Origin of the sequence: Polaromonas sp. JS666 (assembly GCF_900103405.1) — a bacterium.
Lineage (GTDB): Bacteria > Pseudomonadota > Gammaproteobacteria > Burkholderiales > Burkholderiaceae_C > Polaromonas.
The window spans coordinates 52,962-76,156 of record NZ_FNHX01000002.1; the positions used below are offsets into that span (position 1 = coordinate 52,962).

The 23,195-nt window shown below is 64.4% G+C and carries 24 protein-coding genes; 16 read left to right on the forward strand and 8 right to left on the reverse strand.

What is annotated here, in order from left to right; translation table 11 throughout:
• Positions 1 to 23: 23 nt before the first annotated feature.
• Positions 24 to 515, reverse strand: a complete 492-nt coding sequence (locus BLQ85_RS04630; RefSeq protein WP_074575203.1) for an Lrp/AsnC family transcriptional regulator — start codon at positions 513 to 515, stop codon at positions 24 to 26.
• 92 nt (positions 516 to 607) lie between these two features.
• On the opposite strand from BLQ85_RS04630, the gene yedA reads away from it, so the two are divergent.
• From yedA to BLQ85_RS04665, 7 genes are all read left to right on the forward strand, one after another.
• Positions 608 to 1,531 carry a drug/metabolite exporter YedA gene (gene yedA / locus BLQ85_RS04635; RefSeq protein WP_074575204.1) on the forward strand — a complete coding sequence of 308 codons (924 nt, stop codon included), beginning with the start codon at positions 608 to 610 and terminating at the stop codon, positions 1,529 to 1,531.
• A 108-nt stretch (positions 1,532 to 1,639) separates the two neighbouring features.
• Entirely contained in the window at positions 1,640 to 2,098 is a 459-nt protein-coding gene (locus BLQ85_RS04640) for an SWIB/MDM2 domain-containing protein (protein WP_036840065.1), read from the forward strand.
• A 424-nt stretch (positions 2,099 to 2,522) separates the two neighbouring features.
• Entirely contained in the window at positions 2,523 to 3,533 is a 1,011-nt protein-coding gene (locus BLQ85_RS04645) for an ABC transporter permease subunit (RefSeq protein WP_074575205.1), read from the forward strand.
• Complete coding sequence (locus tag BLQ85_RS04650; RefSeq protein WP_074575206.1) at positions 3,530 to 4,429, forward strand: ABC transporter permease subunit; 900 nt, start codon at positions 3,530 to 3,532, stop codon at positions 4,427 to 4,429. Before BLQ85_RS04645 ends, BLQ85_RS04650 begins: the two co-directional genes overlap by 4 nt.
• Before the next feature lie 10 nt (positions 4,430 to 4,439).
• Entirely contained in the window at positions 4,440 to 5,456 is a 1,017-nt protein-coding gene (locus tag BLQ85_RS04655; protein WP_074575207.1) for an ABC transporter ATP-binding protein, read from the forward strand.
• Positions 5,453 to 6,466 carry a peptide ABC transporter ATP-binding protein gene (locus tag BLQ85_RS04660; RefSeq protein WP_074575208.1) on the forward strand — a complete coding sequence of 338 codons (1,014 nt, stop codon included), beginning with the start codon at positions 5,453 to 5,455 and terminating at the stop codon, positions 6,464 to 6,466. The genes BLQ85_RS04655 and BLQ85_RS04660 overlap by 4 nt, the downstream gene beginning before the upstream one ends.
• 135 nt (positions 6,467 to 6,601) lie before the next feature.
• Positions 6,602 to 8,239, forward strand: a complete 1,638-nt coding sequence (locus BLQ85_RS04665; protein WP_074575209.1) for an ABC transporter substrate-binding protein — start codon at positions 6,602 to 6,604, stop codon at positions 8,237 to 8,239.
• A 90-nt stretch (positions 8,240 to 8,329) separates the two neighbouring features.
• Here BLQ85_RS04665 and BLQ85_RS04670 read toward each other — a convergent pair whose 3' ends face one another.
• The 5 genes from BLQ85_RS04670 to BLQ85_RS04690 form a co-directional block, all read right to left on the reverse strand.
• Positions 8,330 to 10,096 (reverse strand): thiamine pyrophosphate-binding protein, encoded by a 1,767-nt coding sequence (locus tag BLQ85_RS04670; RefSeq protein ID WP_074575210.1) that lies wholly within the window; start codon positions 10,094 to 10,096, stop codon positions 8,330 to 8,332.
• Positions 10,097 to 10,217: 121 nt separating this feature from the next.
• Positions 10,218 to 11,405, reverse strand: coding sequence for an amino acid aminotransferase (locus tag BLQ85_RS04675; protein WP_074575211.1), 1,188 nt, complete (start codon positions 11,403 to 11,405; stop codon positions 10,218 to 10,220).
• A gap of 14 nt (positions 11,406 to 11,419) precedes the next feature.
• Positions 11,420 to 12,124 (reverse strand): SDR family oxidoreductase, encoded by a 705-nt coding sequence (locus BLQ85_RS04680; RefSeq protein ID WP_074575212.1) that lies wholly within the window; start codon positions 12,122 to 12,124, stop codon positions 11,420 to 11,422.
• A gap of 1 nt (position 12,125) precedes the next feature.
• Positions 12,126 to 13,010, reverse strand: a complete 885-nt coding sequence (gene phhA / locus BLQ85_RS04685; protein WP_074575213.1) for a phenylalanine 4-monooxygenase — start codon at positions 13,008 to 13,010, stop codon at positions 12,126 to 12,128.
• Complete coding sequence (locus BLQ85_RS04690; protein WP_074575214.1) at positions 13,007 to 13,321, reverse strand: 4a-hydroxytetrahydrobiopterin dehydratase; 315 nt, start codon at positions 13,319 to 13,321, stop codon at positions 13,007 to 13,009. The genes phhA and BLQ85_RS04690 overlap by 4 nt, the downstream gene beginning before the upstream one ends.
• A 180-nt stretch (positions 13,322 to 13,501) precedes the next feature.
• Here BLQ85_RS04690 and BLQ85_RS04695 point away from each other — a divergent pair, with 180 nt between their 5' ends.
• On the forward strand, positions 13,502 to 13,999 hold the full coding sequence (locus BLQ85_RS04695) for an Lrp/AsnC family transcriptional regulator (RefSeq protein ID WP_074575215.1): 498 nt from the start codon (positions 13,502 to 13,504) through the stop codon (positions 13,997 to 13,999).
• A gap of 66 nt (positions 14,000 to 14,065) precedes the next feature.
• Here BLQ85_RS04695 and BLQ85_RS04700 read toward each other — a convergent pair whose 3' ends face one another.
• The gene (locus tag BLQ85_RS04700) at positions 14,066 to 14,374 is read right to left on the reverse strand and encodes a hypothetical protein (RefSeq protein WP_074575817.1); all 309 of its coding nucleotides are present in this window, start codon (positions 14,372 to 14,374) and stop codon (positions 14,066 to 14,068) included.
• Between the two features lie 143 nt (positions 14,375 to 14,517).
• On the opposite strand from BLQ85_RS04700, the gene BLQ85_RS04705 reads away from it, so the two are divergent.
• The 8 genes from BLQ85_RS04705 (at position 14,518) to BLQ85_RS04740 (ending at position 22,334) form a co-directional block, all read left to right on the forward strand.
• Positions 14,518 to 15,168 carry a TetR/AcrR family transcriptional regulator gene (locus BLQ85_RS04705; protein ID WP_074575216.1) on the forward strand — a complete coding sequence of 217 codons (651 nt, stop codon included), beginning with the start codon at positions 14,518 to 14,520 and terminating at the stop codon, positions 15,166 to 15,168.
• Positions 15,169 to 15,327: 159 nt separating this feature from the next.
• Positions 15,328 to 16,308, forward strand: a complete 981-nt coding sequence (locus BLQ85_RS04710; protein ID WP_074575217.1) for a tripartite tricarboxylate transporter substrate binding protein — start codon at positions 15,328 to 15,330, stop codon at positions 16,306 to 16,308.
• Positions 16,309 to 16,410: 102 nt separating this feature from the next.
• Entirely contained in the window at positions 16,411 to 17,574 is a 1,164-nt protein-coding gene (locus tag BLQ85_RS04715) for a Gfo/Idh/MocA family protein (protein WP_074575218.1), read from the forward strand.
• A 10-nt stretch (positions 17,575 to 17,584) separates the two neighbouring features.
• The gene (locus BLQ85_RS04720) at positions 17,585 to 18,796 is read left to right on the forward strand and encodes a dihydrodipicolinate synthase family protein (RefSeq protein ID WP_074575219.1); all 1,212 of its coding nucleotides are present in this window, start codon (positions 17,585 to 17,587) and stop codon (positions 18,794 to 18,796) included.
• A 65-nt stretch (positions 18,797 to 18,861) separates the two neighbouring features.
• A complete protein-coding gene (locus tag BLQ85_RS04725; RefSeq protein WP_074575220.1) occupies positions 18,862 to 19,827 on the forward strand; it encodes a Bug family tripartite tricarboxylate transporter substrate binding protein in 966 nt (321 codons plus the stop codon).
• 11 nt (positions 19,828 to 19,838) lie between these two features.
• The gene (locus tag BLQ85_RS04730; RefSeq protein WP_074575221.1) at positions 19,839 to 20,540 is read left to right on the forward strand and encodes an SDR family NAD(P)-dependent oxidoreductase; all 702 of its coding nucleotides are present in this window, start codon (positions 19,839 to 19,841) and stop codon (positions 20,538 to 20,540) included.
• A 4-nt stretch (positions 20,541 to 20,544) separates the two neighbouring features.
• Complete coding sequence (locus BLQ85_RS04735) at positions 20,545 to 21,459, forward strand: NAD(P)-dependent oxidoreductase (protein WP_074575222.1); 915 nt, start codon at positions 20,545 to 20,547, stop codon at positions 21,457 to 21,459.
• Positions 21,456 to 22,334, forward strand: a complete 879-nt coding sequence (locus tag BLQ85_RS04740; protein ID WP_074575223.1) for a sugar phosphate isomerase/epimerase family protein — start codon at positions 21,456 to 21,458, stop codon at positions 22,332 to 22,334. Before BLQ85_RS04735 ends, BLQ85_RS04740 begins: the two co-directional genes overlap by 4 nt.
• Before the next feature lie 7 nt (positions 22,335 to 22,341).
• Here BLQ85_RS04740 and BLQ85_RS04745 read toward each other — a convergent pair whose 3' ends face one another.
• Entirely contained in the window at positions 22,342 to 23,118 is a 777-nt protein-coding gene (locus BLQ85_RS04745; RefSeq protein WP_074575224.1) for a MipA/OmpV family protein, read from the reverse strand.
• Between the last annotated feature and the right edge of the window lie 77 nt (positions 23,119 to 23,195).

The following is a 23,195-nucleotide window of genomic DNA, read 5'->3' on the forward strand; positions in this document are numbered from 1 at the left end:
CCCCAAGCAGGGGTCAGGCGGGCTTATTTCCCGGTGACCTTCTTGATCACCGGCTTGATGTCCTCACGCCGTGCCGGCAGCACGACGGCGTTTTCGCGCGGGGCGTTGAGCACGATGGACGTCGAGGTCTCGGTGAGGATGCAGAACTTGGTCACCACCGCATCCAGGTGGGCGACGTCGATCACCGCGATTTCCAGCACCCAGCTGTCCTCGCCGGTGACGTTGTAGGCATTGATGACCTCGGGCGTCTGCTCGATCAGCTTGACGACGCGGGCGTATTCGACCCGCCCCACGCGGGCGATGGCGCGTATGCCGTAGCCCAGGCGGCTCAGGTCGACCTCGGCCCGGTAGCCCTTGATCACGCCGCCGAGCTCGAGCTTGCGCACGCGCTCGGTCACCGCCGGCTGGCTCAGGTGCACGCGGCGGCCCAGCTCGGCCATGGTGATGCGCGCGTCGCGCTGCAGCTCGCCGAGGATGCGGCTGTCGTAGTGGTCCCATTCGGTGGTTTCGGTCATAGTGGGTTTCAAGCTTTAAATTCAAAGGCCGCTTGCGGTTTTGCCGTTAATTTTGCATGGCCCGGGCGCGCAGGGCAACCTAACATCCCGGCATGACTTCCACCACCCTCTCCTCCCCCTCCGCCGGCAAAGCGCCGGCGCTGCTGATCCCGGCCCTGCTCGCCTGCTACCTGGTCTGGGGCTCGACCTACCTGGCGATCCGCTTCGCGCTGCTCAGTTTTCCGCCGTTTTTCCAGATGGGCACACGCTTCCTGGCGGCCGGCGTGCTGCTGATGGCCTGGGTGCTGGCGCGCGGGCACAAGCTGCCCAGCCGGCGCGAATGGGTCCATGCGGCCGTCATCGGCACGCTGATGCTGGGCGGCGGCATGGGGCTGACGGCCTCGGCCGAAGTCCACATCGGCTCGGGCCTGATCGCCACCTTCATCGCCATCGTGCCCATGCTGGTGTCGGCCTGGGGCCTGCTGCTGGGCCAGCGGCCCAGCCGGCTGGAGTTCATCGGCATGGCGGTGGGGCTGGCGGGCGTGCTGATGCTGGTGCGGGGCGCGAGTTTCGGCGCGGCGCCCGTGGGTCTGGCCTGCATCGCGGGCGCCACGCTGCTGTGGTCGCTGGGCTCGGTGCTGTCCGCCACGCGCTTGCCGCTGGCCGGTGGTCCCGCCGGTTTTGCCAGCGAAATGTTGTGCGGCGGCGCGGTGTTGATGCTGATTTCTCTTGCACTGGGTGAACACCGCGAGGCCGCCGCGAACTGGCCGGCGCAGCCCGAGGCGCTGCTCGCCTGGCTCTATCTCGTGGTGTTCGGCTCACTGATCGCCTTCAGCGCCTACCTGTATTTGCTGGCCAATGCCTCGCCCGCGGTGGCTACCAGCTACGCCTTTGTGAACCCCTTGATCGCGATTTTCCTGGGCGCTTTTTTCGCCGGAGAGCGGGTCACAGGGGGCGAATGGGCCGCCTGCGGCGTGATTCTCATGGGCGTTTTCCTGATTTTCAGAGGTAAATCTGCAACATCCGGGCGCAAATAAAGTGGTTTTTCGCTAGGAAACTGCGTTTTTCTCCAGTAGCATCCGCATTGCCACAAGGAAGTAGTTATCCGGGTGGTGATTTATCAACTTCTAGAAGGAAAATCAATCATGGCAACTGCAAAAAAAGCTCCGGCTAAAAAAGCGCCTGCTAAAAAGGCTGCTCCGGCAAAGAAAGTAGCTGCAAAGAAAGCAGCTCCAGCGAAGAAGGCTCCTGCGAAAAAAGCAGCGCCTGCGAAAAAGGTAGCCGCGAAGAAAGCAGCTCCCGCCAAGAAGGTTGCGGCCAAAAAGCCAGCAGCGAAAAAAGCGCCCGCCAAAAAGCGCACGCCCAATGCAGCGTTCATGAAGGCGCTGACCTTGAGCCCCGCACTGGCAGCCGTGGTGGGCGACAAGCCTCTGCCACGCACCGAGATTGTCAGCAAGCTGTGGGTTTACATCAAATCCAAGGGCCTGCAGGACAAGATCAACAAGCGCATGATCAACGCCGACGAAAAACTGCGCGCCGTTTTCGGCAAGGCGCAAGTGTCGATGTTCGAGATGGCTGGCCTGATCGGCAAGCACGTCAAGTAATCGGCTTTCGCCGATTTCGAAAAGGCCGGTTTCACCGGCCTTTTTTTGTGCCCGCTTCTTCCTGCATCGAGGCGCGGCACATGCCCTCTGGCACGCATCCTGCATTACTCTTTTTGCCTTCCAGGCAGGCTTCATTAGCGCCGCAAGCGCCGCTGTAGGCGTGCTGATGCCATAGGGTTACTCGGTAGCCCGCCGGCGGCGGCAATACCGAAAAATGAAGCTAATGTTGCTAAGATAAAAAATTCCCCGCGGCACTGCCCCGGGCCTGACTAGACAAGACAAGATTCCCCATGTTGATGCCATTGCATTTGAAGACCGGGGCGGCGGACGTTTCCGCGCGCCCCACCTGTCGCCTTCGCGACGCAAATTTCCCTGCACGCGTTAAACGCTGCTTTAGCATCCCGCGTTTTTCCATCTCGCGATAATGCTGCGCTTCATCTTTACCCGTCTGAGCCTGATCATTCCCACCTTCCTGGGGATGACGCTGCTGGCCTTTTTCCTGATCCGCATGGTGCCGGGAGACCCGATTGAAACCATGGCGGGCGAACGCGGCATCGATCCGGTGCGCCATGCCCAGCTGCTCAAGGAGTACGGCCTGGACAAGCCCGTTATGGTGCAGTACGGCATTTACATCGGCCGCGTGCTCAAGGGCGACCTCGGCAAGTCGCTGATCACGCAGGAGCCCGTGCTGCGCGAGTTCCTCACGCTGTTTCCGGCCACTATCGAGCTGGCCCTGTGCGCCATCCTGTTCGCGCTGCTGATCGGCATCCCGGCCGGCATCCTGGCAGCGGTCAAGCGAAACTCCATACTCGACCACGGCGTCATGGGGGTGTCCCTTACGGGCTACTCCATGCCGATTTTCTGGTGGGGCCTGCTGCTGATCCTGCTGTTCTCGGTGCAACTGGGCTGGACGCCGGTCTCGGGTCGGCTGTCGGTGCAGTACTTCATCGAACCCACCACCGGCTTTTTGCTGATCGACTCGCTGCTCTCGGACGACAAGGGCGCGTTCTGGTCGGCGGCCTCGCACCTGATATTGCCCATGATCGTGCTGGGCACCAACCCGCTGGCGGTGATCGCGCGCATGACGCGCTCGGCCATGCTGGAAGTGCTGGGCGAAGATTACATCCGCACCGCGCGCGCCAAGGGGCTGTCCAACCTGCGTGTGGTGGCCCTGCATGCGCTGCGCAACGCACTGATCCCGGTGATCACCGTGATCGGCTTGCAGGTCGGCGTGCTGTTTACCGGCGCCATCCTGACCGAAACCATTTTTTCCTGGCCGGGCGTCGGCAAGTGGCTGATTGAAGCCATCAGCCGCCGCGACTACCCCGTGCTGCAGGGCGGCATCTTGCTGCTGGGCGCCATCGTCATGGCCGTCAACCTGCTGGTGGACATCACCTACGGCATCATTAACCCACGCATCAGGCACCAGCGATGAGCACGGCCACCTTGAAACCCGCTACCGCGCCCGCGCCGCCGCACCCGCTGCGCGAATTCTGGAACTACTTCAGCGCCAACAACGGCGCCGTGATCGGCCTGGCCATCGTGATCGGCGTGCTGCTGGTTGCGCTGTTCGCGCCGCTGCTGGCGCCGCACGCGCCCAACATCACCGACAACTCGGTGTTCCTCAAGCCGCCGGCCTGGCAGGCGGGCGGCTCCTGGACTTACCCCTTGGGCACCGACGCGATAGGCCGCGACATCCTCTCACGCCTGATGTACGGCGCCCGCCTCTCGCTGGTCATAGGCCTGGCCGTGGTGGCGCTGTCGGTCATCGTCGGCACGGTGCTGGGCCTGCTGGCGGGTTTTTTCCGCGGCATCTTCGAGATCGCGGTGATGCGCCTGATGGACATCATCCTGACCCTGCCCAGCCTGCTGCTGGCCATCGTGATCGTGGCCATCCTCGGCCCCGGCCTGATGAACGCCATGCTGGCCGTGGCCATCGTGGTGCTGCCGCATTACGTGCGCATCACACGCGCCGCGGTGATCGCCGAGACCTCGCGCGACTACGTGACAGCCGCGCGCATGAGCGGCGCCAGCCGCATCCGCCTGATGTTCAGCGAAATCCTGCCCAACTGCACGGCCCCGCTGATCGTGCAGGCCTCGCTGGGCGTGTCCACCGCCATCCTGGACGCGGCCGCCCTGGGCTTCCTGGGCCTGGGCGCGCAGCCGCCCTCCCCCGAATGGGGCACCATGCTGGCCGATGCCCGCGAATTCGTGCTGCGCGCCTGGTGGGTGGTCACCTTCCCCGGCCTCGCAATTTTGATCACTGTGCTGGCCTTCAATTTGCTGGGCGACGGACTGCGCGACGCGTTCGACCCCAAGCTGAAGCGCTGAAAGATTTCGTATGGCATTGTTAGAAATAGAAAACCTCTCTGTCGAGTTCCCCTCGCAAAACGGCGTCATGCACGCCGTTGACGGCATCAGCTTGTCCCTCGAGGAAGGCGAAGTCCTGGGCATCGTCGGTGAATCCGGCTCCGGCAAAAGCGTCACCATGATGGCCTTGATGGGCCTGGTGGCCTACCCCGGCCGCGTCAAGGCCGACAAACTGCGCTTTGCCGGCCACGACCTGCTCACGCTGTCGCCCGGCGAGCGCAGCAAGCTCATCGGCAAGGACGTGGCGATGATCTTCCAGGAACCCACGACCAGCCTGAACCCCTGCTTCACCATCGGCTTCCAGATCACCGAGACCCTGCGCCTACACCTCGGCATGGACAAAAAAGCCGCCACGCGCAAGGCCATCGAACTGCTCGAGCAGGTCGGCATCAATTCGCCCGCAACCCGGCTCAAGGCCTATCCGCACCAGCTCTCGGGCGGCATGAACCAGCGCGTGATGATCGCCATGGCGATCGCCTGCAACCCGCGCCTGCTGATCGCCGACGAGCCGACCACGGCGCTGGACGTGACCATCCAGGCGCAGATCCTGGACCTGTTGCGCAGCCTGCAGAAGGAGCGCGGCATGGCCCTGGTGCTGATCACCCACAACATGGGTGTGGTGTCCGAAATGGCGCAGCGCATCGCGGTTATGTACGCCGGCCAGATCATGGAAGAGCAGGCCGCGCACGCCCTCTTCAACACGCCCCAGCACCCCTATACCGAAGCCCTGCTGTCGGCCCTGCCCGAGCGCAGCGACGGCAGCGCGCGCCTGGCGACCATTCCCGGCATGGTGCCCGGCCTCTACGACCGGCCCAAGGGCTGCCTGTTCGCCCCGCGCTGCGCCTACGCCACCGAGCATTCGCGCAACGAGCGCCCGTTGCTGCGCGCCTGGAAGGACGGCATGGTGCGCTGCCACTATCCGCTGGGCGACCCCAGCCGGCAGGCCAACATCGAACGCGACACCCCGCTGGTGGAGGCCGCGCAATGAGCACCGCCGCCATCACCAACCCCGCCCTGCCCACAGGCCCCGTCGTCGAGGCCAAAAACCTGAGGCAGGTCTATGAGATCCGCCGCGGTTTCATGCGCAAGTCCGACCACCTGCAGGCCGTCGGCGGCGTGTCCTTCTCGGTCCATGCCGGCAAGACGCTGGCCGTGGTCGGCGAGTCGGGCTGCGGCAAGTCGACCCTCGCCCGCATGGTGTCACTGATCGAAACCCCGACTGGTGGCGAATTGACCATCACCGGCATCGATGCGGTGAACGGCGCCCAGGAAGAACGCAAGGGCCTGCGCAAAGCCGTGCAGCTGGTATTCCAGAACCCCTACGGCTCGCTGAACCCGCGCAAGAAAATCGGCGCCATCCTGGAAGCGCCGCTCGAGATCAACACCAGCCTCAATGCCGAGGAGCGCGCCGCCAAGGCCCGCGCCATGCTGGCCATGGTGGGCCTGCGCCCCGAGCACTACGACCGCTACCCTCACATGTTTTCGGGCGGGCAGCGCCAGCGCATCGCCATCGCGCGCGCGCTGATGCTCAACCCCACGGTGGTAGTGGCCGACGAGCCCGTCTCGGCGCTGGACGTCTCCATCCAGGCCCAGGTGCTCAACCTGCTGGCCGACCTGCAGCAGTCCATGGGCCTGGCCTACCTGTTCATCTCGCACGACCTGGGCGTGGTGCGCCACATCGCCCACGACGTGCTGGTCATGTACCTGGGCCACGCAGTCGAGCAAGGCGAGAAAAACGCCTTGTTCAACCGGCCCCTGCACCCCTACACCCAGGCCTTGCTGGCTTCCACGCCGGGCCTGGCCGGCAGCACCGGCGTCAGGCAGCGCATCGTGCTCAAGGGCGAGCTGCCCTCGCCGCTGAACCCGCCCACCGGCTGCGTCTTTTCCACCCGCTGCCCGCACGTCACCGACCGCTGCCGCGCCGAAAGGCCGCAGCTGCGCGAGGTTGCGGACCGGCAGGTTGCATGCCACTATGCTGAAAACTTTCTCACTGCGTGACCCAAAACCGTGCACACCCTGCATGGTTTCCAGGCCACGTTTTTTAATGACCAGAGCGCTCAACGTCACAAATGTTGCGCAATCTGGCCGCAAGCCCCGCTGCGAAGCAGCATTAACCTCCAAAGGGATCGTCAAATGATTCAGACCAAACCAAGTGCAAGCCGGCTACGCCCGGTCAAGCGCGCATTGCTGTGCGCCGTCGCCCTGCCAGCGCTGCTGGCACTTTCACCCGTCTCCGCAAAGACGCTGGTGTTCTGCTCTGAAGGCAGCCCCGAGAACTTCTACCCTGGCGTCAACACCACGGGTACCTCGTTCGATGCCAACGAACCCGTCTACAACCGCCTCGTCGAATTCGAATACGGCGGCACCAAGGTCGTCCCCGGCCTGGCCGAAAAATGGGACATTTCCGCCGACGGCCTGACCTACACCTTCCACCTGCGCAAGGGTGTGAAATGGCACGCCTCCAACAAGGCCTTCAAGCCTACGCGCGACTTCAACGCCGACGACGTGCTGTTCATGTTCGAGCGCCAGTGGAAAGAAGACAACGCCTTCTTCAAGGTCACCAGCCCCAACCACTCCTACTTCAGCGACATGGGCATGCCCAAGCTGCTGAAGTCGGTGGAAAAGGTCAACGACCTCACCGTCAAGATCACGCTGGACAAGCCTGAAGCGCCTTTCCTGGCCAACCTGGCCATGCCTTACGCGGCCGTGCAGTCCAAGGAATACGCCGACGCCATGCTCAAGGCCGGCACGCCGGAAAAAATCGACCAGGACCCGGTCGGCACCGGCCCCTTCTACCTGGTGCAGTACCAGAAAGACGCGATCATCCGCTACAAGGCCTTCCCGCAGTACTGGGGCGGCAAGGCCAAGATCGACGACCTCGTGTACTCGATCACGCCTGACGCGTCGGTGCGCTGGGCCAAGCTGCAAAAGGGTGAATGCCATGTCATGCCCTACCCCAACCCCGCCGACCTGGACGCGATCCGCAAGGACCCCAACGTGACCATCGTCGAGCAGGCCGGCTTGAACGTGGGCTATATGGCCTACAACACCACCAAGAAGCCTTTTGACGACGTGCGCGTGCGCAAGGCCATCAACATGGCGATCAACAAGAAAGCCATTGTCGAGGGCGTGTACCTGAGCACCGGCGTTGCCGCCAAGAACCCGATCCCGCCGACCATGGCCGCGTACAACAACGCCATCAAGGACGACGAGTACAACCCCGAAGCCGCCAAGAAATTGCTGGCCCAGGCCGGCTTCCCCAACGGCTTCACCACCGACCTGTGGGCCATGCCCGTGCAGCGCCCCTACAACCCGAACGCCAAGCGCATCGCCGAGTTGATGCAGGCTGACCTGGTCAAGGTCGGCGTGACCGCCGAGATCAAGAGCTTTGAATGGGGCGAGTACCGCAAGCGCCTGCAGGCCGGCGAGCACCAGATGGGCATGCTGGGCTGGACCGGCGACAACGGCGATCCTGACAACTTCATGTACACCCTGCTCGGCTGCGCTTCGGCCCAGTCGGCCAGCGGCTCCAACATCGCCAAGTTCTGCTACCAGCCTTATGAAGACCTGGTCCTGAAAGCCAAGACCGTGACCAACCCCGCGGAGCGCAACAAGCTCTACCAGCAGGCCCAGGTCATCTTCAAGGAGCAAGCTCCCTGGTTCACGATCGCCCACGCGGTGCAGCTCAAGCCCGTGCGCAAGAGCGTGATCGGCTACAAGAACAGCCCCTTCGGCCGCCACAACTTCTACGCGGTGGACATCAAGGAGTAATCCTGGGTGCACAAGGCGGCTTCATCCTGAAGCCGCCGCCCACAAAAAAGGCCGGGTCACCCCGGCCTTTTTTTATGCCCAGAGGCTGGGCTACTGCTGCGATTGCTGCGACACCCTGGCCAGCGCGCTTTGGGTGATGGACGACAGTGTGCCGCGCGTGGTGATGACTTCCGGATCCAGCGTCACCTCGATCAGCGTGCCCTCCTTGCGTTCCAGCGCCGCCAGCAGTTCGGCCTCGAACTCGGCCGTGCGCGTGATGCGCACACCCGCATAACCGTAGGCGCGCGCCAGGCCGGCGAAGTCCGGGTTGTTCAGGCGCGAGCCGCTTTCGTGCCGCGGGTACTCCCTTTCCTGGTGCATGCGTATGATGCCGTACATGCCGTTGTTGAGCAGCACGATGATGCTTTTGGCGCCGTGCTGCACGGCCGTGGCCAGCTCCTGGCCGTTCATCAAAAAGTCGCCGTCACCCGCGATGGTGAAGGCCACCCGGCCCGTCGTGATGGCCGCCGCGATGCCGGCCGGCACGCCGTAGCCCATGGCGCCCACCGTGGGCGCCAGCTGTGTCTTGTGGCCCTTGACCAGGCCGTGGTGCCGGAAGAAGCGGTGCACCCAGCTCGCGAAGTTGCCCGCGCCATTGGTCAGCACCGCGTCAAGCGGCAAATGTTTTTGCAGCAGGCCGACGATGGCCGGCATGTCGATGTCGCCCGGCAGGTTGGCCGAGGGCGTGGGCTTGAGATTTTCCAGGTAGTCCTCATTGGCTGAAGCCGTCCAGGCCTCCCAGGCCACGCTCACCGGCGCCGTCAGCACTTCCAGCGAGCGCGCGGCGGCATTCATGGTGGCATTGATCGCCAGGTCGGCCTGGTAGACACGGTTGAGCTCCTCGGCACTGGCATGGATGTGCACCAGTTTCTGCGCGGGGCGCGGCGCCTGCAGCAGCGTGTAGCCGCCGGTCGTCATCTCGCCCAGGCGCGGGCCTATGGCGATGATCAGGTCGCTGGCTTTGACGCGCGCGGCCAGCTTGGGATTGAGGCCTATGCCCACGTCGCCCGCATAAAGCGGGTGGTGGTTGTCAAAAGTGTCCTGGAAGCGGAAGGCGTTGCCCACCGGCAGCTTCCAGTTTTCGGCGAAGCGCTGCAGCGCCTGCGCCGACTGCGGCGTCCATCCGCCGCCGCCCGCGATGATCAGCGGGCGCTCGGATTTGAGCAGCATCTCGCGCAGCGTGCGCAGCGAGCCCGGGTCGCTCCAGGCCTGCACCGCCTCCACGCGCGGCAGCGGCTGCGCGGCCGTCATGCGGGTCAGCATGTCTTCGGGCAGCACCAGCACCACCGGGCCGGGACGGCCGTTCATCGCGGTGGCAAAGGCGCGCGCCACGTATTCGGGAATGCGGTCGGCTTCGTCGATGCGCTCCACGCGTTTGGCGAAACCCTTGGTGCTGGGGCCGAAGAAGTTGAAGTAGTCCACCTCCTGGAAGGCCTCGCGGTCGCGGCAGTCGCTGGCCACGTCGCCCACCAGCAGCACCATGGGCGTGGAGTCCTGGAAGGCCGTGTGCACGCCGATGGAGGCATTGGTGGCGCCCGGGCCGCGCGTGACCATGCACACACCGGGCCGGCCGGTCAGCTTGCCGTGGGCCTCGGCCATGAAAGCCGCGCCGCCTTCCTGCCGGCAGGTGACGAACTGGATCTTGTCCCGGCGCGCATGCAGGCCGTCAAGCACGGCCAGGTAGCTTTCACCGGGCACACCGAATGCGTGGGTGACGCCCTGGGCCAAAAGGCAATCGACGAGGAGGTGGCCGGCAAGCTGCGCAGTGGCAAGCTTCGACCCAGGGGATGAAATGGAGGAGGATGTCGCTACAGTCATGCCTGCTATTGTGCAGCCATTGGGAATGTCTGCCGGATCGCACCGACATCGTGAATCCACCTTGTTTGCGCCACGGCCACACCCCCGGCCGTATGGAAGAAACCGGCGCTACCCGCAAGCCCTATTGCACCGCAACAATCGCATCGGCCACCCGCTCCACGTTAGCCGCATTCAAGCCGGAAATACAGAGGCGGCCCGACTTCACCAGATAAATCGCGTGTTCCTCACGCAAGCGCCGGACCTGCTCTGCACTCAGGTTGGTATAGCTGAACATGCCGCGCTGGCTGAGCAGGTAAGCAAAATCGCCTCCCGCCAACTTTCGGCCCAGTGCTGTATGCAACTGCCGGCGCAGCGACCGGATACGCTCGCGCATGCCCGTGAGGTCGCGCACCCATGATGCGCGGAGCACCGGGTCACCCAGCACATGGGCAACGATCTGCCCGCCATGCGCGGGCGGGCTGAAGTAATTCTGGCGTACGGTGAACTTGATTTGCCCGAGCACTCGTTCGGCCTGCCGCTCATCCGCACACACCACGCTCAAGGCACCACACCGCTCTCCGTACAAGCCCATGCTTTTGGACAAGGTATTGGCGATCAAAAACTGGATACCCGCCTGCGCCAGCAGCCTCACGGAAAAAGCATCCTCCTCAATACCTTCGCCGAAGCCTTGATAGGCCAGATCCAGAAACGGAATCAACTGGCGATCCTGGATCAGGGGAATCAGCTCCAGCCACTGGGCGTGGGTCAAATCCACACCTGTGGGGTTGTGGCAGCAGGCATGCAACAGCACCACACTGCGGGGCGGCAACTCTCGCAAGGCGGCCAGCATGGCGTCGAAACGCACGCCGCCGGCAGGGTCGTAATACGGGTACGTGCCAACGACAATGCCCGCGCTCTCAAAAAGGCTGCGGTGGTTGTCCCAAGTGGGATCACTCAGCCAGACACCGCTGGAAGGAAACCACTGGCGCAGGAACTCAGCCCCCGCCCTAAGCGCTCCGCTGGAGCCCACGGTCTGCACGGTCGCGACCCGCCCCTGGAGCAACACCGCATGCCCCGCGCCGAACAGCAATTCCTGCATGGCGTTGCGAAAACGGGCGATCCCCTCCATCGGCAAATAGGGCTTGGGCTGCCTGGCCGCAGCCAGGTGTCGCTCGGCCTCACACACGGCATGCTGCGCGGGTACCTGCCCTTGTTCGTCGCAGTAAATGCCGATCGACAAATTAACCTTGTGCGGCCGGGGATCCCGGTGAAACGCTTCGTTCAACGCCACGATGGCATCGCCCGCAAAAGCTTCTATGTGTTGGAACATCTTTGAGCCCCGCCTCAGCTGAGCCCGCTGACCGGCAAGGCAACGCCGTGCACGGCGCGCGCGGCGTCGGATGCCAGAAACGCGATGGCCTGGGCCAGGTCTTGCGGAGACACCCAGCGCGCGGGGTCCGCCTCCGGCATGGCGGCCCGGTTCTCGGGAGTGTCGATGATGGAAGGCAGCACGCAGTTGACGCGAATGTTTTGCTCCCGCAATTCAGCCGCCATGGATTCGGTCAAACGGATGACGGCGCCCTTGGAAGCGCAGTACGCCCCCATGTGGGCGGCACCGCGCAGTGCCGACTGCGCCCCGACATTGACAATGCTGCCGCCACCCGCCGCCAGCATGCCGGGCACGACGGCACGCACCATGTTCAAAAGCGTGCGGACATTGACATCCATCAGAAAATCCCAATCGCCGTCCTGGGTCGCGTGTACGGGTGGCCCCATGCGAAAACCACCCGCCAGGTTGCACAACACATCAATGCGGCCAAACCGCTCCTGCGCCGCCAGGACCGCTGCCTGCACGTCCGCGGACTCCAGCAGGTTGACGGGCAGCAGCATATGCCGATCGGCGGTTTGGCCGTAGCGCTGCTCCAGCCCCTCGCGCCGCAAATCCAGCAGCACCAGATGGGCTCCGCGCGCCGACAGCAATTCGGCGACCGCAGCACCAAGATTGCCCGCCGCGCCGGTGATCAACACGGTTTTTTTGGAAAAATCCATCTCACTCTCCTCCCCGTCGGGTGTCGTGGTAGCGCCCCGTGCCGCGGTTCAGCACCACGTCGCCGGGCAGTAGCTGGCCCGGCACAAACTCCTGCTGGTGCCGAACCTGGGCGTACAGCGGCGCAAAGTCAATGCTTGCCAGGGACATCAACTCGTCAAGATCGTTGATGACGAAATAGGTTTCCTGAAAATCATCGATCCGGTAGTGCGTGCGCATCACGCGCGGCAGGTCAAAACGCACACGGTTGGGGGAAGCGTCGTCCAGCGCAAACAGCGTTTCCGACGCGGAAGATGCGATGCCCGCGCCATAGATACGCAGCCCGTCTTGCTGCTGCACCAGGCCAAATTCCACGGTGTACCAGTACACCCGGGCCAGCTGGGCCAGCACGCCCAGCTTTTGCGCTCGCAACCCGCCTGCGCCATAGGCCTGGATGTAGTCGGCAATGGCCGGGTTCATCAGCATGGGCACATGGCCGAACACGTCATGGAACACATCGGGCTCCTCCAGGTAATCCAGCTCATGCGGCTTGCGAATGAAATGGCCGGCCGGAAAGCGCCGGTTCGCCAGGTGTTCGAAAAACACCTCGTCGGGCACAAGCCCCGGCACCGCCACGATCTGCCAGCCCGTGCGGCGCAGCAGCACCTCGTTGAGACGGCGGAAATCCGGAATCTGGTCCGCGGCAATAGGCAGATCGCGCATTCCCTGTACAAAAGCGTCGCAGGCACGACCCGGCAGCAAACGGCTCTGGCGCTCGAAAAGCACTTTCCAGGTGGCATGCTCCGCGGCGCTGTAGTGGTCCCACCCCTGGTCTATGGTCCAGTCGGCCCGTGTGGGCTTCATCCCCGCGGCCAGGCCGTGTTTGCTAGAGCTGAGCTGCGTGTTCATACTGGCATCTCCTGCAGCCGGCCATCACAAGCCGCGTCGATCACGCGCGCCAGTTCCAGGTCGCGCGGCGAGAGGCCTTGCACATCGTGTGTGGTGAGCGTGATCTCCACGCGGTTGTAGACATTGCGCCACTCCGGGTGGTGGTCGCGCTTCTCGGCCGTCACCGCCACCTGCGCCATAAAACCAAAGGCTTGGGCAAAGTCGGCAAACACCAGGCTGCGGGCCATGAGGCCACCGCGCTCGGTGCTGAAATGCCAATGGGGCCAATCGGCCTGCAGGCGGCCAAATGTGCCTGGATCAATGCGCTCCATACAGCACGCCCTTCACATCACGCACGGCCAGGCCGACGGGTTTATCCAATAAATCACTTGTGGCTGCGGCCAAGATCGTGCTCCTCAAACGCTGTTTAGAGCCTTTGATTGTGGTGAATTGGCCGTGCAAAGGGTGTGCAAGTTGCAGGCTGGAATGGGCCGAACATGCATAATTCACGCATGAAATCAGACAAATACGATGATTCGCTGCTTGATAGCTTTGATATCAGTCTTCTGGCCGCATTGCAGCGCGATGCGCACGCCACCCACCAGCAAATTGGGGAACAGGTGCACCTGTCGGGATCGCAGGTCAGCCGCCGGGTGCAGCGCCTGGAGGCCGCCGGCATCATCCGCCGTTATGTGGCCCTGCTGGAGCCGAAGGCCATACGCCTTGGCGTGCGTGCCATCTCCTATGTCACCCTGACCCGGCACAGCGGTGAGGAGGGCTCGGCGTTCGAACGCGAAATAGCCGGCTTTCCGGAAGTGCTGGAATGCTATTCGGTAGCGGGCGAGTCGGACTACATCCTGCAGATCGTCGCCGCTGACCTCGGCGTGCTATCGGAGCAAGTCCTGCGCCGCCTGACCCGCATCCAGGGCGTGGGCAGCATCCGGTCGAATATCGTGCTCAACCGCATCAAGAGCAGCACCGAGCTGCCCCTGGCGCACCTCAAGTGCTGACCGGATATCCCCGAGGGTCCATTCGCCTGCCTGGCTTGAGGTAACAGCGAGCCATCATCCTTGCGCTTATTCCGGCGTGGCAGCGTCGCCGTCGCCGCCGCCGGCTTCCAGGGCCTGGCGAGCCAGCTCTTCGTCGCTCAAGGGCGGTGCGCCTTCCAGGGCTCGGAGTTCCTCGAGAAACTCTTCCGTGGGCTCTTCGTGTTCGAGCAGTACTTCTTCCAGCTTTTGCCGGCCGGTCTCCACATGCACCGAGGGAGAATGCAGCTCGGGCGGCGGCACGGGGAATTTTTCACCCAACTGAAATTTGAGCGCCTCGGCCTTCTGGTCTATCCAGTTTGCGAAGTCGCCGTCTTTAGGTGTGTCTGAATTGCTCATGGCCATCTCCTTTGCCCAGGGCGCCGGCGCGGACGGCCGGTACCTGTCGAATTATGGAGGTACCCTTCCACCCTGTGTACATCCGACGGCGCTATCGCTGGAAGATTTCTTGCTTTAATTCACCAAACAGTTAAATTCTCGCCATGCCGCCCCTCAAAACAAAGCCCGCCGAACCCCGCTCGCGCGATGCCGACCGCTCCCAACTGGCCATCCTGCTGGCCGCCCGCGACGAGTTCGCGCAGCACGGGCTTGGCGGCGCGCGGGTGGACCGGATCGCCGAGCGCGCGGACATCAACAAGCGCCTGATCTACTACTACTTCAAGAGCAAGGACGAGCTCTTCCTGGCGGTGCTGGAGAAGGCCTACGCCGACATCCGCGCGGCGGAGACGGAGCTGCACCTGCGCGACATGGAGCCGGCGCAGGCCATACGCCGCCTCACGGAATTCACCTGGGAGTACTACATCGCCCACCCCGAATTCCTGACGCTTCTCAACAGTGAAAACCTGCACCAGGGCCGGCACCTGGCCATGTCCAGCCGGGTGCAGGAAATGAACTCGCCGCTGGTTCAGACCCTGGCGGAAATCCTCGAGCGCGGGCGCGCGGAGGGGCTGTTTCGCGGCGGCATCGACCCGGTGCAGCTTTACGTGTCCATCGCCGGGATGTCGTATTTCTACCTGTCGAACAACCACACGCTGTCGGCCATCTTCGGGCGCGACCTGATGGCGCCCAAAGCCCGCCACGAGCGGCTCTCGCACATGTGCGAGGTGATCCTAGGGTATGTCCTTAGAAGCTGATCCTGGCCGTCATTGACGCGGCGACAAGGCTGTTTTTACAATTCGTAATTCACTTAATGGTGAATTAGGCGTAAACTGCACACCGGCATCCCAACAACACCGGCGGCATGGACAGGCCTTTGGCAGCCCTTCAATGACCTCTTTCAGGAGACAAAGCCCATGAACTTCACACGTCGCGCCGCTCTGGCCTGCCTTGCTTGCCTGGCGGCGCTGCCACCCCTGATCGCGGGCGCCCAGGGCGCCTATCCCAACAAGCCCATCCGTGTCATCGTGCCCTTCGCCGCCGGCAGCACCACCGACATCATTGCCCGCGCCATCACCGACAAGATGAGCCAGAGCATGGGCCAGACGCTGGTGATCGACAACCGCGGCGGCGCCAGCGGCACCATAGGCCAGCAGGCCGTGGCCACGGCCGCGCCGGACGGCTACACCATCATGATCCACTCGTCCTCGCACACGGTCAGCCCCTCGACCTTCGCCAAGCTGCCCTTTGACACCGTGGCCGACTTCGCGGGCGTGACGCCGATTTCCAGCACACCCAATGTGCTGGTGATGTCGCCGTCCAAAAACATCAAGACGCTGCAGGAACTGCTGGCCGCCGCGCGCGCCAAGCCCGGCAGCATGAACTTCGCATCGGCCGGCCAGGGCAGCGCCACCCACCTGAACGCCGAAAAGTTCAAGCTCGCCGCAAAAATCGAAGCCACCAACATTCCCTTCAAGGGCTCCGGCGAAGCGGTGACTGAAGTGATCTCCGGCCGCGTCGACTACTACTTCTCACCCATCGCGCCGGTCATCGGCCAGATCAAGAACGGCCAGCTCGTCGCCCTTGCGGTCGGTTCACCCAAACGCGCCAGCGCCCTGCCCCAGGTTCCCACCACGGCGGAAGCCGGCGTTCCGGGTTCGGAATTCAACTTCTGGATCGGCATGATGGCCCCCGGCAAGACGCCGCGCGACATCGTCAACCGCCTGCACGACGAAGTGACCAAGGCCCTGAACACCCCCGAAGTCAAGGAACGCTTCGCCGCCCTGGGCGCCGATGCATGGACGCTCCCGCCCGAGCAGTTCGACGCCTACATCAGGGACGAAATCAAGAGCAATGCCGTGCTGGTCAAGGCCGCCGGCTTGCAACCCACCCAGTAACACCCGGCAAGTTTCCCCGCAGCGTCCCCGCACCCTTTCAACACCCCTGGCCGGACCAGGGTGCGGCCGCCGCATTACCCAAACCCAAGAGAGAAGGACCCCATGGCCACCCAACGACTCGGAATCATCATGCACGGCGTCACCGGACGCATGGGCATGAACCAGCACCTGATCCGCTCCATCGTCGCGATCCGCAAACAGGGCGGCGTGACGCTCTCCAACGGCGACAAGGTCATGCCCGACCCCATCCTGATCGGCCGCAACGCCGAAAAGATCGAGGCCCTGGCCAAGGCCCATGGCCTCGCGCGCTGGGGAACCGATCTCGACGAAGCGCTGAAAACCAAGGACGACACGATCCTCTTCGATGCCGGCACCACGCAGATGCGCCCCACCCTGCTGGCCAAGGCCCTACGCGCCGGCAAACATGTCTACTGCGAAAAACCGATCGCCACCAACCTCAACGAGGCCGTCGAAATTGCCCGCCTGGCTGAAAAGTCCGGCCTCAAGCACGGTGCCGTGCAGGACAAGCTCTTCCTGCCCGGCTTGCGCAAGCTCGACATGCTGCGCCGCGCCGGCTTCTTCGGCCGGATGCTGTCGGTGCGCCTGGAGTTCGGCTACTGGGTGTTCGAGGGCGACCTGCAGCCCATACAGCGCCCGAGCTGGAACTACCGCAGCGAAGACGGCGGCGGCATGATCCTGGACATGATGTGCCACTGGCGCTATGTGCTGGACAACCTGTTCGGCGAGGTCAAATCCGTCTCCTGCATAGGCGCTACCCATATTCCCGAACGCTGGGACGAAGCCGGCAAGCCCTACAAGGCCACCGCCGACGACGCGGCCTATGCCACGGCGGAGCTCACAGGCCACAACGGCGAGCCGGTCATCGCCCAGATGAACATGTCCTGGGCCACCCGCGTGCGCCGCGACGACCTGGTCACCTTCCATGTGGACGGCACGCACGGCTCGGCCGTGGCGGGTCTCTCAAGCTGCCGCGCCCAGTCGCGCGTGACCACGCCGCGCCCGGTGTGGAACCCCGACGAGAAGCAAATGATGAACTTCTTCGACCAATGGCAGGAAGTGCCGGACTCGCAGACCTACGACAACGGCTTCAAGATCCAGTGGGAGCACTTCATTCGCCATGTGGTCGAGAACGAACCCTACAAGTGGACGCTGCCCGAAGGCGCCAAGGGCGTGCAACTGGTCGAGGCGGCCCTGCAAAGCTGGAAAGAGCGGCGCTGGATAGACGTGCCGCCGCTGAAGGTTTGAGGGGCATGCCATGGCACTGACACTGACCTTGCCCCATGCCGGCGATAGCGGCGGCCTCAAGCCCTACACGCTGCGCGGCAGCACACCCGTCAAACCCGCCGCAGGGCTGAAGTTCAACCGCATCGCCTATTCCGCCGCGCATGTGGTGGCCGACCCGCTGGCGGCGGTGGACCCGTGGCTGGCCTGCGCCATCGACTGGGACGCCACCATCGCCTACCGCCGCCACCTGTGGTCGCTGGGCCTGGGCGTGGCCGAAGCCATGGACACGGCGCAGCGCGGCATGGGCCTGGACTGGCCGACCTCGCTGGAGCTGATACGCCGCTCGCTGGACGCCGCCAAGGATGTTCCGGGCGCGTTCGTCGCTTCCGGTTGCGGCACCGACCACCTGGTGCTGGAAAACGTCAAAAGCGTGGACGAGGTCATTCGCGGCTACGAAGAGCAGATGGAGGCCATCGAGAAGCTGGGCGGCAAGCTCATCGTGATGGCTTCGCGCGCGTTGGCCCGCGTGGCCAAAAGCCCGGCCGACTACGAGCGCGTCTACGACCGCATCCTGCGCCAGGCCAGGCAGCCCGTGGTGCTGCACTGGCTGGGCGACATGTTCGACCCGGCGCTGGCCGGCTACTGGGGCAGCGGCGATGTGGAAAAAGCCATGGACACCGCGCTCGGCATCATCAACGCCCATGCCGGCAAGGTCGACGGCATCAAGATCTCGCTGCTCGACAAGGACAAGGAAATCGCGATGCGCCGCAGGCTGCCCGCTACCGGAGGGGCTGACGGGTCTGTCGTGCGCATGTACACCGGCGACGATTTCAACTACGCCGAGCTGATTGCCGGCGACGGTTTCGGCAAGGAAATAACGCACGGCCAGAGCGATGCCTTGCTGGGCATCTTCGACGCCATCGCACCGGCCGCGAGCGCGGCACTCGGCGAACTGGCGCAGGGCCATGTGGAGAAATTCCACGCCATCCTGGGCCCCACGGTGCCACTGTCGCGCCACATTTTTGCCGCGCCCACGCGGTTTTATAAAACCGGCGTGGTCTTCATGGCCTGGCTCAACGGCCACCAGAGCCACTTCACCATGGTGGGCGGGCAGCAGAGCACACGTTCGCTGCAGCATTTTGCGGAACTGTTTCGCCTGGCCGATGCGGCCAACCTGCTCGAACACCCCGAACTCGCCACCCAGCGCATGAAGACGCTGTTGTCGCTGCACGGAATTCAGTAGAAAACATAGCAAAGAAGCCGCCAGAAGCTTCCGCCAGCCTCTCATTACAAACCCTGGAGACAAGCATGAAGACACGCACTTTCCTCAAGGCCACCCTGGCCGCCGGCCTGGCAGCCGCAGCCTTCGGCGCCGCGGCACAGGCTTACCCCTCCCGACCGGTCAAGGTCATCATCCCCTTCCCGCCCGGCGGTACGCTGGACGCGGTGGGCCGGCAACTTGCGCAAAAGCTGGGCGAGCAGATGGGCCAGCCCTTTGTCGTGGAAAACCGCGCGGGGGGCAACGGCACCATAGGCGCCGGCCTGGTGGCGCAGGCGCCCGCGGACGGCTACACCCTGCTCTTTAACGCCTCCACCTTCACGACCGCGCCCATGACCATGAAGTCCGTGCCCTATGGCGTGGTCAAGGACTTCACACCCATCTCGCTGGTCGCCAAGGCGCCGCTGTCGGTGGCCATCAACAAAAACCTGCCGGTCACCGACGTGAAATCGCTGATCGCTTACGCCAAGGCCAACCCCGGAAAAATGACCTTCGCGGTCGGCTCCATAGGCTCGGCGGGCCATCTTTCGACCGAGCTGCTCAAGCGCGCCGGCGGCATCGAATACACCGTGGTTCCCTACAAGGGCACGGCGCCCGCCTTCCAGGATTTGATAGGCGGCCAGATCGACGGCTTCATAGATCCCATACTCGGCTCGCTGCAGTACCACAAGAGCGGCATGCTGCGCGTCGTCGCTGTCACCGGCGACAAGCGCGCCCCCAGCCTGCCCGATGTACCGACGGTGGCCGAGACGATTCCGGGCTTTGAGTTTTACAGCTGGTACGGCCTCTGGGCACCGGCCAAACTGCCGGCCGAGATCACGCACAAGCTCAACGCCGAGACCAGCAAGGCGCTGGCCGGCGACATGCGCGAAAAACTCATACAGCAAGGCCTGGTTCTGACGCCGGGCACCCCGGAGGACTTCGCGAAATTCCAGAACACCGACATGGCGCGTTCGCAGAAAATCATCACGGACGGCAACATCCGTGTCGAATAAGGTTTCCCGCCATGGCCGCTGAAGATGTGAAACGCGCACTCGTCACGGGCAGCAGCTCGGGCATAGGCCTGGCCATCGCCCAGGCCCTGCTGGACCGGGGCTGGGACGTGATAGGCCTGGACATCGCGCCCGCGCGCATCGTGCACCCGGCGTTTTCATCCACCGAGGTCAACCTGTGCCAGGTTGAAGCCACGGAGCGCGTCCTGCGCTCGGCGGGCACCGTGCAGGCCCTGGTCCATGCCGCCGGCGTGCTGCGCGTGGGCCGGCTCGGTGAGCTGTCCAACGAGGATTCACAGCTGATGTGGCAGCTCCATGTCGATGCCGTCACGCGCATCGCCAACCGGGTGGTCCCCGCCATGGCGCAGGCCGGCGCAGGCCGCGTGGTGCTGGTCGGCAGCCGCGTGGCGCGCGGCATGGCCGGCCGCAGCCAGTATGCGGCGACCAAGGCGGCGCTGGTGGCCCTGGCGCGCAGCTGGGCCGCGGAAACCGCGGCTTCGGGCGTGACCGTCAATGTGGTGTCCCCGGCGGCCACCGAAACCGCCATGCTCGCCGACCCGGCGCGCGCCAACACCCCGCCCAAGCTGCCGCCCCTGGGCCGGCTGATCCAGCCCGGGGAGATCGCCGCGCTGGTCGCCTTCCTGCTCTCACCCGATGCCGCGGCCATCACCGGCCAGGACATCCAGATCTGCGGAGGCGCGTCGCTCGCGGCGTGAACCCATGGCGGCGGACAACTCCATAGGCATCGTCGGCCTGGGCCTGGTCGGCATGGCGCTCGCGCGGCGCCTGATGGCTGCCGGTTTCCAGGTCACGGGGTTTGACCTGCGCGAAGAAGCTCGGGCGGCCCTCACCGCCCAGGGCGGCCGCGCTGCCAGCTCCCTGGTCGAAGTTGCCAATGCGGCTTCTTGCACGGTGCTGGCCGTCTTTCATACCGATGACGTACTCAAAGTGGTCGAAGGGCCGGCAGGCCTGCTGTCCATCTTCGGCGTTCGCAGCATCATCGATTGCTCCACCGGCACACCCCATGAGCTTGAAGCCCTGGCCGCGCGGCTGGGGGCGCGCGGCATCACCTTCATCGAAGCCCCGCTCTCGGGCTCCAGCCAGCAAATAGCCGCCGGTGAAGCCACCCTGCTGCTGGGTGGTGAGGCCGGTGGACTGCAGGCATGCGAATCCGTGCTGTCCGCCATTTCAGGCAAACGCATCCACGTCGGCGGCACCGGCATGGGTGCCAAGGCCAAGCTCGCGACCAACCTCGTGCTGGGCCTGAACCGGGCGGCGCTGGCCGAAGGCATGGTCTTCGCCGAAAACATGGGCATCAGCCCCGAGCAGTTCCTGGCGCTGGTGCTGGCCAGCCCCGCCACGTCCGGCGCCGCCGAGGCCAAGGGCAGGATGATGGCGGAGGAAGATTTTGCGCCGCAGTCACGCATTCATCAGCACCTCAAGGACGTCAACTTGATGATCCAGGGCGCCGCGGCCGAAGGCCAGAAACTGCCCTTGTCCGAAACCCATGCAGCCCTGCTGCGCGCGGCGGTCGCCGCCGGTGACGGCGAACTCGACAACGCGGCCATCATCCGCGAACTGCGCCGGCGCAAAACCGCGCCGCCTCCCATCGACCCGAATCAAACGTCGCCATGAGAAATTTCTCCCAAGACCACCGCTGGCTCTCCATCAACACCGCGACCGTGCGCAAGCACCGCGGCGTCGAGCAGCCGCTCACGGACATCCTCGAAGCCTGCGCGGCGCGCGGCATACGCGCGATCTCGCCCTGGCGCGACCAGGTGGCCGCCGCCGGCTTGCCGCTCATTTCAAAACTGGTCAAAACCCATGGGCTGCAGCTCTCGGGTTATTGCCGCGGCGGTATGTTTCCCGCGGCGGATGCGGCGGGCCTCAAAGCCGCGCACGACGACAACCGCCGCGCCGTCGACGAGGCCTGCGAGTTGAACGCCGCCTGCCTGGTGCTGGTGGTGGGCGGCCTGCCCGGCGCGCTGGCCGGCAAGGCGGCGCACAAGGACATCGCGCTGTCGCGCAGCCAGGTGTTTGACGGCATCGCCACCCTGCTGGAATACGCCAGGGCCGCAGGCATGCCGCTGGCGATAGAACCGTTGCACCCCATGTATGCAGCCGACCGCGCCTGCATCAACACCCTGGAGCATGCGCTGGACGTCTGTGATGCGCTGGACCCCGCCAGAAGCGGCGCGCTCGGCGTGGCAGTGGACGTTTACCACGTCTGGTGGGATCCCAAGCTCCAGGCCCAGATCCGGCGCGCCGGCAAGGAGCGGCTGCTGGCCTTCCACGTCTGCGACTGGCTGACGCCGACCACCGATTTGCTCAACGACCGCGGCATGATGGGCGACGGCGTCATCGATATCCCGAAAATCCGCGACTGGGTGGAAGCCCAGGGCTTCGCGGGTTATAGCGAGGTGGAGATTTTTTCGACGGGCAACTGGTGGCAGCGGGGCAGCGGCGAGGTGCTGGACACCTGCATCGCCCGGCACAAATCCGCGGTCTGAAGCCCGCTTATCTAAAGCGGTAAGACACGGCGATAAAGCCAGTGTCCTGTGTGCGGCGGCTGATCAGCGGGCTGTTGCGCACCGAAGAATCCAGCCATTTGCGGCGCACTTGCATGGTCAGCGTCCAGGGTTCGCCCAGCGGCACGTCCACGCCCAGCCCCAGCACCGGGGAGGTCGAGGCGCCGGCGTTGTAGACCGAGAAGCCGCTGGCGGCGGACTCCGCTGCGCTGACGCCATAGAGGTAGTTGTTGTATTTGGCGTTGCTGTATTCCAGCCCCAGCTGCGGAAAGAAGGACCAGCTTCCCACCTTGAACTCCGCCGCGTACGTGGCCTCCAGCAGGCTGCCGTGCGACTTGTTGGCATCGACAAAAGCGTTCAGGAACAAGGCGCCGTAAGGCGTTTCCTGGAAAGTGCCTATGCCCAGCGGAATCGGGGTCTTGCGGTCTTTGAGGCCCGACAGCGCGGCGGTGTCGGCACGCCAGCCGTCCTGGCTGACACGGCCTGCGAACTCGAGGTAGCCGTAGCCGAATTTGACGGTCTTCAGGCTCAGGGTGTCCACACGCACGGCGAGGCGGCCGTAGTCAAAAAAACCGTAGGGCAGCAAACGGGTTTCACTGCCTTTGCTGCGGATCACGCTTTGTGTGCCGTAAACGGCGCCGCCCAGGTCGCCGGTCAATTCGTACTTCAGCGGCGCGATCTGCGCGGCGGCCAATGTGGGCAAAAGCAGGCCTGCGGCCAGCAGGGCGCAGGCCGAAAACTTGGTTGCATGCCTGTCGAGAGTCATGCAAATCAGTATAGGCCTGGCCTCCTTTTCAGGCCACGGGCGCGCGCAACTCCACCCAAAAACCGTTGCTGCCGCGC

Coding starts and splice junctions, on each gene's coding strand:
- BLQ85_RS04630 (WP_074575203.1), bottom strand. CDS start 515: ATGACCGAAACCACCGAATGGGACCACTACGACAGCCGCATCCTCGGC.
- yedA (WP_074575204.1), top strand. CDS start 608: ATGACTTCCACCACCCTCTCCTCCCCCTCCGCCGGCAAAGCGCCGGCG.
- BLQ85_RS04640 (WP_036840065.1), top strand. CDS start 1,640: ATGGCAACTGCAAAAAAAGCTCCGGCTAAAAAAGCGCCTGCTAAAAAG.
- BLQ85_RS04645 (WP_074575205.1), top strand. CDS start 2,523: ATGCTGCGCTTCATCTTTACCCGTCTGAGCCTGATCATTCCCACCTTC.
- BLQ85_RS04650 (WP_074575206.1), top strand. CDS start 3,530: ATGAGCACGGCCACCTTGAAACCCGCTACCGCGCCCGCGCCGCCGCAC.
- BLQ85_RS04655 (WP_074575207.1), top strand. CDS start 4,440: ATGGCATTGTTAGAAATAGAAAACCTCTCTGTCGAGTTCCCCTCGCAA.
- BLQ85_RS04660 (WP_074575208.1), top strand. CDS start 5,453: ATGAGCACCGCCGCCATCACCAACCCCGCCCTGCCCACAGGCCCCGTC.
- BLQ85_RS04665 (WP_074575209.1), top strand. CDS start 6,602: ATGATTCAGACCAAACCAAGTGCAAGCCGGCTACGCCCGGTCAAGCGC.
- BLQ85_RS04670 (WP_074575210.1), bottom strand. CDS start 10,096: ATGACTGTAGCGACATCCTCCTCCATTTCATCCCCTGGGTCGAAGCTT.
- BLQ85_RS04675 (WP_074575211.1), bottom strand. CDS start 11,405: ATGTTCCAACACATAGAAGCTTTTGCGGGCGATGCCATCGTGGCGTTG.
- BLQ85_RS04680 (WP_074575212.1), bottom strand. CDS start 12,124: ATGGATTTTTCCAAAAAAACCGTGTTGATCACCGGCGCGGCGGGCAAT.
- phhA (WP_074575213.1), bottom strand. CDS start 13,010: ATGAACACGCAGCTCAGCTCTAGCAAACACGGCCTGGCCGCGGGGATG.
- BLQ85_RS04690 (WP_074575214.1), bottom strand. CDS start 13,321: ATGGAGCGCATTGATCCAGGCACATTTGGCCGCCTGCAGGCCGATTGG.
- BLQ85_RS04695 (WP_074575215.1), top strand. CDS start 13,502: ATGAAATCAGACAAATACGATGATTCGCTGCTTGATAGCTTTGATATC.
- BLQ85_RS04700 (WP_074575817.1), bottom strand. CDS start 14,374: ATGAGCAATTCAGACACACCTAAAGACGGCGACTTCGCAAACTGGATA.
- BLQ85_RS04705 (WP_074575216.1), top strand. CDS start 14,518: ATGCCGCCCCTCAAAACAAAGCCCGCCGAACCCCGCTCGCGCGATGCC.
- BLQ85_RS04710 (WP_074575217.1), top strand. CDS start 15,328: ATGAACTTCACACGTCGCGCCGCTCTGGCCTGCCTTGCTTGCCTGGCG.
- BLQ85_RS04715 (WP_074575218.1), top strand. CDS start 16,411: ATGGCCACCCAACGACTCGGAATCATCATGCACGGCGTCACCGGACGC.
- BLQ85_RS04720 (WP_074575219.1), top strand. CDS start 17,585: ATGGCACTGACACTGACCTTGCCCCATGCCGGCGATAGCGGCGGCCTC.
- BLQ85_RS04725 (WP_074575220.1), top strand. CDS start 18,862: ATGAAGACACGCACTTTCCTCAAGGCCACCCTGGCCGCCGGCCTGGCA.
- BLQ85_RS04730 (WP_074575221.1), top strand. CDS start 19,839: ATGGCCGCTGAAGATGTGAAACGCGCACTCGTCACGGGCAGCAGCTCG.
- BLQ85_RS04735 (WP_074575222.1), top strand. CDS start 20,545: ATGGCGGCGGACAACTCCATAGGCATCGTCGGCCTGGGCCTGGTCGGC.
- BLQ85_RS04740 (WP_074575223.1), top strand. CDS start 21,456: ATGAGAAATTTCTCCCAAGACCACCGCTGGCTCTCCATCAACACCGCG.
- BLQ85_RS04745 (WP_074575224.1), bottom strand. CDS start 23,118: ATGACTCTCGACAGGCATGCAACCAAGTTTTCGGCCTGCGCCCTGCTG.